The following is a 5,131-nucleotide window of genomic DNA, read 5'->3' on the forward strand; positions in this document are numbered from 1 at the left end:
GACCCAGTAGAGGCTGAGTAGTTGCAGGTCGGGGACCTCGCGGGCATGGGAGGTGCGCACGAATGCGACGGATTCGAAGGAGGAACCGGCCGCCCACGACGAACCGGGACGACATCGTTCCGCCGCCAGTCCGCGCAGGAAATACGGCGCCGTGGGCTTGCGCAATGCCGATTTCATCTCGAAGGAGAGGGGGACGAAAAGGTGGTCGTGCAGGTTGTCGCCGACCGGCAAGTCCGCCTTGGCGGCGATACCCTGCTCTTTCAGATGCGCGGCGGGGCCGATCCCGGACAGCTGCAAGATCTGCGGCGACCCGAACACGCCGGCCGATACGACGACCTCGCGCGAGGCCCCGATCACCTGCTTGCCGCCGTCGACCAGGATCTCCACGCCCGTCGCGCGGGATCCTTCGATGACGACCTTCGTCACCGTCGTCTCCGTGAGCACGGTGAGATTGGGCAGCGGATCTTCGTGCAGGTAGCCCTTGGACGCGGAGTACCGCACACCGTTCGCGGCGCTCTGCTGAAAAACCGCGACACCTTCCTGGCTCTCGCCGTTGTAGTCATCGATCTTCGGCACACCGAGGCGCGTCGCGGTGGCATCCATGAACGCGCGCGCCGCGTCGGTGATGGTGTGCTGGCGGGTGACCTTGATCGGACCGCCAGACCCACGTAATGCGCTCGCCCCGCCCTCCCAGTCCTCCATCCGTCGGAAATATGGCAGGACGTCCGCGTAGGCCCACCCGTGACAGCCTTCGGCGGCCCAGTCGTCGAAGTTCTTCCGGTTACCCCGGACGAAAAGCATCCCGTTGACCGAACTCGACCCGCCGAGTATCCGGCCGTGCCTCATGGGGATCGTGCGGTCGAGCGCATGGCGCTGCGGTGTCGACTTGTCGCCCCAATCGAACAGCTTCTTCAGCTGCGGCGTCGAGTGGATGACATTGATCGCGCCCGGAATCCGGAACATCATCTTGGCCCAGCCCCTGTCGTCCGCCCCACCCGCTTCGAGCAGCACCACGGACGCGCCGCTTTCGGCGAGCCGGCGCGCGACGGCACAGCCCGCGCTCCCAGCCCCTACAACGACATAGTCGGCCTCTGTCACCGTGTTCTCCGGTCGGGAGTCGACCCAAAACGACCTTCGGATTCTATCGCGATCTACTTCGCGCCAGAAGTCGGCTGACCTCGGTGGACTTCGGGCGAGCCTCGTTAGCATCGGTGTGCGCGACTGCCGGTGTCGTGGTGGCCGTTTCTGATCGGAGGAATCGTCGTGGACGGTCTGGCGGTGACATCCCGGGGGTTGCGTTCTTCCGGGCGTGGAGTTGCGGTGCTCGTGGCGGCGGCGGTGTTGCTCGTGGTCGCGTTCGTGCTCGTTCCGGGGATGGTGGCGGGATGGGGATCCGACGGCGGGATCGGCGACGAGGGGGAGCTTCGGGGTGCGCTACGGGTGGCGTTCGTCGGGTACTGGAGTTCGGGTGCGGGCGAGTTCTCGCCCGCGCTGGATGAGGTTGTGGAGTACTGGTTTCGGTATCACGTGATCAAAGCGCTGATCGCTGTTGTGCTGCTGGGTGTTCTGGTCGCGCTGGCCTCGGTGCTGTGGAAAGCCGTTGGGCGGAAGGGTGATTCGGGGCGGGGGCGCAGGATTGTGCTCGGGACGGCCGGTGCGGGCGTCACGATGTTCGCACTCGTCGCGTTGGTGGCGGTGATGGCGAATGTGCAAGGTGCGGTGGCGCCTTACGCGTCGGTGTTGCCGATGCTGTTCGACGAAGCGGTGGGGCCGGAACTGGCGGGGACATTGGAGGACGTCGGTCGGCAGTTGGCCGCGTCGGCAGGGGCGGGTGCTTCGCCTGCGCTCGACGTGATGATTGATGGCTTCACGCGCTATCACGTGGTGATGGCGGTGATCGCGGCCGTTGTCGCGGTGGGTTTTGCCGTGGCGAGTGTGGTGCTGTGGAAGCGGCGTGCGGGGAGGTCGTCGGGGGAGCGGCGCGTGCTCGCGGGGTCCGGGGTGCTCGCGGTGGGGTTGGCGGTGGTGTTTCTCGTTGTCGCGGTGGCGAATACGACGACCGTGGCGGATCCGGTTCCCGCGCTGCGGGCGTTGTTCGACGGCGGGTGGTGAGAGGCTCAGGCGAGGCGGTCGTCGGGTTCGCCGAATTCCTGGTGGTAGCGCTGGGCTCGGGCGAGCATGCGGCGGATGCCGGCGATCATGCGGTCGGTGGGGAGGGGTTCGGCGATGATGGGGTCGCCGGTTTTGACGTAGTAGCGGCCGTCGTCGTAGTCCATCCACCAGAAGGTGCGGCCGGGGCTGGGGCGAGCGTCGACGGCGGGGCCGGAGAAGGTGGAGATTTCGCCGAAGGCGCGGCGTTTGCGGTGGAAGATGCGGTTGAGCTGGTCGGCGGAGCTGAGCTGGCCTGCGCGGTATTCGAAGTGTTCCTCTTCGGCGGCGAGTCTTTCGCGGCGGACTTCCACCGGTGGTTTCGTGCCCGGCTTCGCGCGGGGGAGTGCCGCGACCGCGAGGGCGGCCACCTGGTCTGCGCGGCAGTAGGTCATGACGACGTCGCCGCCGATGTCCTCGGCGGTGCCGCGCGCTTGGGTCAGGGTCGCCCCTGCTGGGCCGCGAATCGCACCGTGGAAGCGGATGGCGTTCGAGGTGTCCTGTCCGACAAAGCCTTTGGATTCGACCCTGGCGTCCGGGTCGAGCAGGACGGTCAGGGCATGCTCGACCGCGGGATCGTATTTGCGGAGCAGGCTCTCGACCGCCGCTTCCCGATGCCGCTTCAGTTCGTCGAAGTCTGCGATGTCGGTGCGGTATTGCAAGGGTAGGGGAGACGGTCACGGCCGTAGCCTGCCCACAGGATCTCGAACTCGATGCCGGTGAATTCAGCTCGGTGCACTGTCGTGGTCTCCGCCTATCACCGGGGGCACCCCAGGTCACGAGGACTTGGGCGCTGGTATGGCACCCTATACCGAGTGTATGGTTGAAAGTATGGCGAACACCAGGAAAGTGACGGTGACGATCCCCGCGGACCTGATTGATGAGATTCGATCCGAGACGGGGGAGCGGGGCCTGTCCTCCTACGTGGCGGAAGCGTTGCGCGCCAAGCGCGATCGTGATCGATTGGTGGAGTTGGTCGATTGGTTGCAGGCCGAGCACGGCCCAGTGACGGCCGCCGAGCAGGCCGAAGCGCTGCGGGAGTTGGAGGCGCTGGATGCTGAGCACTCGCGACGCCGTGCGCATGGCGACGTTGCATGAAAGGCAAGCCGAGTGGGTCGCGCACGAGCCCCTTGCGGACGTTCGTCTTCGACAGTGAGGCGTTGTCGCTCGCGGTGCGTGGTGACCGCAAAATGATTGCTCGGCTGGACCTCGCTGCCCGGGGCGCGGCCGATGTCATCACTTCTCCGATGACCGTTGTCGAAGCATTCGATGGCAAAACGACCGAGCAACGCTGGGACTGGGTCCTCTCTCGTATGGTCGTGGCCGACATCGGCAAGGACGAGGCCCGGCGGGCCAGGCGAATGTTGGCAGCCGCCGGTCTGCATGGGCACAAGTACGCCATTGATGCGGTGCTCGCTGTTGTCGCGCAAGCGCAGCGTGGCCAGGTCACGGTGTTCACCTCGGATGTCGACGACATGGAGCGACTACTGCCGGACACGATCGCCGTCGTCGAGGTGTGACGGGGCGGCCACGGTCCTCACTCTGCCGCGCAGGGGGAGGCGGCGGCCATGGAGAATCGCACTTCCTCGTCGTTCTGGCCGACACGGATCCGGGACGACGACACCGAGAATCCCCGTGAGTCACGGTAGTACCTGCTCACCGGGTCCTGGTCCGGATTCTGGCTCGGTACGAGGGTGAAGCCACGGGCGGTCATTGCCTCGAGGTTGGCCATGGCACGGTCGATGAGTTCCTGAGACGGGTTGACCACTTCGCGCTCGTATCGTGGGCGCCAAGGTGGGCCCTCGGAGCTGATGGAGGTCATGCTGGTCCGGCAGCCCGAGCGCACAGCGACTGCCTCCGGGTCGACTGACAGTTGTTCTGGCCAGATGAGCTCGAAATTGTCCGCAACGATCGGTCGGGCCGCGGCAACGGTCAGGCCGGTGCCCTTCATGATGTCGTCGTTGGTCGGACCCTTCTCGTCCACGATCGCGCAACCAGTCAGGACGACCGCCGCCATGGCGAGCACAGAGGCGATTCTCATCGGATATCGATCTTCGCACCAGGGTCCGGATTGTCGGTGACGCTCGGTCCGGCGTAGGGGTCGATGTCGATGCCGAGCGCGGCGGCTGCCTGTTGGGCCGCGGCCGCCTTGCCCGCGTCGAAGGATTCCTTGGCGCCGTTTCCGTTGTCGCCCAAGCCGATATCGACGAATGGGGTTTCGATCCCGCGCTCGACGTAGGCGGTCGCCGACGAGCCCTCGATGACACCGACGATGTTCTGGAAGGCGGTCGATCCCGGGTCATCCCAGTACTGACCGTGGCCGTCGGTTCCGACAACGACCTCCCCGGGATGGTCGCTCGATCTGTCGCTGTAGTAGCCGGTGTCGAGCCGGACCACTCCGGGCACCTCGTCCGGGTCCCCGCCGAGCTCATCGGACGCATGCGGATTGCCGGGTAGCCGGACACCACCCGGAATGGTAAGTCCCCCTTCGGGATACGACTGCACAACGCCGATCAGGTCGCCCGGCGCGGTCATCGAATACCGCTGGACGTTCGGATTCGGATTGTTCCATCCGGTGTCGAACACCCCGGTACCCGCCGATGACGCATGGAGAATGCGGTCAGCGCGCAAGCCCAGCTGCTCGGCCGAGCCGACGATCGATCCACCGTAGGAATGCCCGACGTAGGAGACCGGTGTTCCCGGCGCGGAGGACGCGACTTCGCGGTCGACTTCCCGGCCGAAGTCGACAAGTTTCGGCGCCATGTCGGCCGCGAACTTCGGGCTCGGCGCGCCGTCGGTCAGGCTGGTCAGGCTCTGTGGGAAGTCGCCTTCCATGTAGAGGAAGATCGGACCGCCGGTCTGGTCTGCCAGATTCCACGCGGCGACATGGTTGGAGCCGGAACCATTGAGGCTGGTGCTGGTGCCGGGCACATAGACGCCGACGCCCGGCACCCCGGCCTTCATATCGCCCACCATCTCGATC

7 protein-coding genes are annotated in these 5,131 nt (G+C 66.1%); 3 read left to right on the top strand and 4 right to left on the bottom strand.

The genetic code is table 11. From position 1 onward, the window contains the following. The coding region (locus tag ACFWPJ_RS23990) for a GMC family oxidoreductase (protein WP_378854640.1) at positions 1-1,098 on the bottom strand (1,098 nt) is incomplete at its 3' end. Positions 1,099-1,320: 222 nt separating this feature from the next. On the opposite strand from ACFWPJ_RS23990, the gene ACFWPJ_RS23995 reads away from it, so the two are divergent. Then, positions 1,321-2,112, top strand: a complete 792-nt coding sequence (locus tag ACFWPJ_RS23995; RefSeq protein ID WP_378854641.1) for a hypothetical protein — start codon at positions 1,321-1,323, stop codon at positions 2,110-2,112. A gap of 5 nt (positions 2,113-2,117) precedes the next feature. Here ACFWPJ_RS23995 and ACFWPJ_RS24000 read toward each other — a convergent pair whose 3' ends face one another. Next, a complete protein-coding gene (locus ACFWPJ_RS24000) occupies positions 2,118-2,810 on the bottom strand; it encodes an ESX secretion-associated protein EspG (RefSeq protein WP_378854642.1) in 693 nt (230 codons plus the stop codon). Positions 2,811-2,979: 169 nt separating this feature from the next. Here ACFWPJ_RS24000 and ACFWPJ_RS24005 point away from each other — a divergent pair, with 169 nt between their 5' ends. After that, on the top strand, positions 2,980-3,246 hold the full coding sequence (locus ACFWPJ_RS24005) for a hypothetical protein (RefSeq protein WP_378854643.1): 267 nt from the start codon (positions 2,980-2,982) through the stop codon (positions 3,244-3,246). Beyond that, the gene (locus tag ACFWPJ_RS24010; protein ID WP_378854644.1) at positions 3,243-3,668 is read left to right on the top strand and encodes a DNA-binding protein; all 426 of its coding nucleotides are present in this window, start codon (positions 3,243-3,245) and stop codon (positions 3,666-3,668) included. Before ACFWPJ_RS24005 ends, ACFWPJ_RS24010 begins: the two co-directional genes overlap by 4 nt. A gap of 17 nt (positions 3,669-3,685) precedes the next feature. Here ACFWPJ_RS24010 and ACFWPJ_RS24015 read toward each other — a convergent pair whose 3' ends face one another. Both ACFWPJ_RS24015 and ACFWPJ_RS24020 read right to left on the bottom strand, forming a co-directional pair. Then, on the bottom strand, positions 3,686-4,189 hold the full coding sequence (locus ACFWPJ_RS24015) for a hypothetical protein (RefSeq protein ID WP_378854645.1): 504 nt from the start codon (positions 4,187-4,189) through the stop codon (positions 3,686-3,688). Further along, the coding region (locus ACFWPJ_RS24020) for an alpha/beta hydrolase (protein ID WP_378854646.1) at positions 4,186-5,131 on the bottom strand (946 nt) is incomplete at its 5' end. The genes ACFWPJ_RS24015 and ACFWPJ_RS24020, both read right to left, overlap by 4 nt.

The organism is Nocardia sp. NPDC058497, assembly GCF_042720195.1.
GTDB lineage: Bacteria > Actinomycetota > Actinomycetes > Mycobacteriales > Mycobacteriaceae > Nocardia.

What these genes read in the sequence shown, in the direction of transcription:
- ACFWPJ_RS24005 (WP_378854643.1), top strand. Translation starts at nt 2,980, where the DNA reads ATGGCGAACACCAGGAAAGTGACGGTGACGATCCCCGCGGACCTGATT.
- ACFWPJ_RS24010 (WP_378854644.1), top strand. Translation starts at nt 3,243, where the DNA reads ATGAAAGGCAAGCCGAGTGGGTCGCGCACGAGCCCCTTGCGGACGTTC.
- ACFWPJ_RS24015 (WP_378854645.1), bottom strand. Translation starts at nt 4,189, where the DNA reads ATGAGAATCGCCTCTGTGCTCGCCATGGCGGCGGTCGTCCTGACTGGT.